2 protein-coding genes are annotated in these 1,156 nt (G+C 68.9%); both read right to left on the bottom strand.

The window, feature by feature from the left end; translation table 11 throughout:
- A partial coding sequence (locus B0F77_RS46030; protein ID WP_245849529.1) for an IclR family transcriptional regulator occupies positions 1-523 on the bottom strand: 523 nt, incomplete at its 3' end.
- A gap of 2 nt (positions 524-525) precedes the next feature.
- Positions 526-1,156 (bottom strand): amino acid permease (locus tag B0F77_RS50410; protein WP_245849528.1); only part of this gene is annotated, 631 nt, incomplete at its 5' end.

Here is a 1,156-nt window from a genome sequence, read left to right as displayed (position 1 = left end):
CGGCCGGCAGGGTCGCGAGCATGGCCTTGCCCAGAGCCGTGACCACGGCCGGCATCCGCCTGCCGATGTCGCTCGCCAGCCTGATCGACTGACTGCCGTCGTGCCGGGCGAGGTACACGACGTCGGGGCCGTCCAGCACGGCGAGCAGGATCGTTTCCTGCGCGCCCACCGGCAGCCGGCTCGTGGCCCGGCGGAACTCCTCGACGACGTCGCTGCCCGCCAGGAATGCCTGTCCCAGCTCGACCACCTTGTAACCGAGCTGCCAGCCTCCCTCGACCCGCCTGATCATCCGGGTGCCTTCGAGGGCGGTGCACAGGTTCGACACCGTCGACTTCGCGAGGTCGAGCGAACGAGCCAGTTCCGCGATGCCTACCGGTTTGCGATGGCGGGCCAGCTCCTCCACGAGAGCGACCGCCCTCGTCACCGCCGGGGCCCTGCTGTCCACCAGACGCAACGACGTTCCCAGTTCCACCGGTGTTCCCCCTCGGTCGCTGCTGGGCACCTGGACGGTCGGCAGCACCATGGTCACGCCCCGTCCGAACGACGCTGCCGGGTGATCCCCACCCCGACGACCACGGCGGCGAGGAGCAGGCTGGCGATCATCTGCGACCGGCCGGAGTCGTCGAGCAGCATTCCGGCCATCAGCAACACGATGAATGCGATCGCGCCGTAGGTGAGATAGGGGAACCCCCACATCCTCAGCACCAGGCGTTCCGGTTCCTCCTGCTCCAGGCGACGGCGCATCCGCAGGTGCGACAACGCGATCGCGAGCCACACCAGCAGTGCGATCGCGGCGGAGGTGTTGAGCAGGAAGGTGAACACCGCGTCCGGCACGACGTAGTTGAGCGCGACGGTCACGAACCCGACCACGGTCGACGCCAGCACGGCGGAGGCCGGCACGCCCGACGACGAGACGCGGCTCCACCTCGTGGGTGCGTCACCCCTGCTGGACAACGAGAACACCATGCGGGACGCCGTGTACAGGCCCGAGTTCAGGCACGACAGCACCGCGGTCAGCACGATCACGTCGAGCACCGTGCCCGCGGCCGGCAGCCCGATCCGTTGCAGCACAGCGACATACGGACTCTGGCTGACCGACGCGTCGTCATAGGGCAGCAGGGTGACCACGACCGCGATCGAGCCCAGGTAGAAGACG

This window comes from Lentzea kentuckyensis (assembly GCF_002150765.1).
In the GTDB taxonomy this organism is placed as follows: Bacteria; Actinomycetota; Actinomycetes; order Mycobacteriales; family Pseudonocardiaceae; genus Lentzea; species Lentzea kentuckyensis.
The sequence above is the reverse complement of the archived record's forward strand: the minus strand, read 5'-3'. Positions and strand labels throughout refer to the sequence as shown.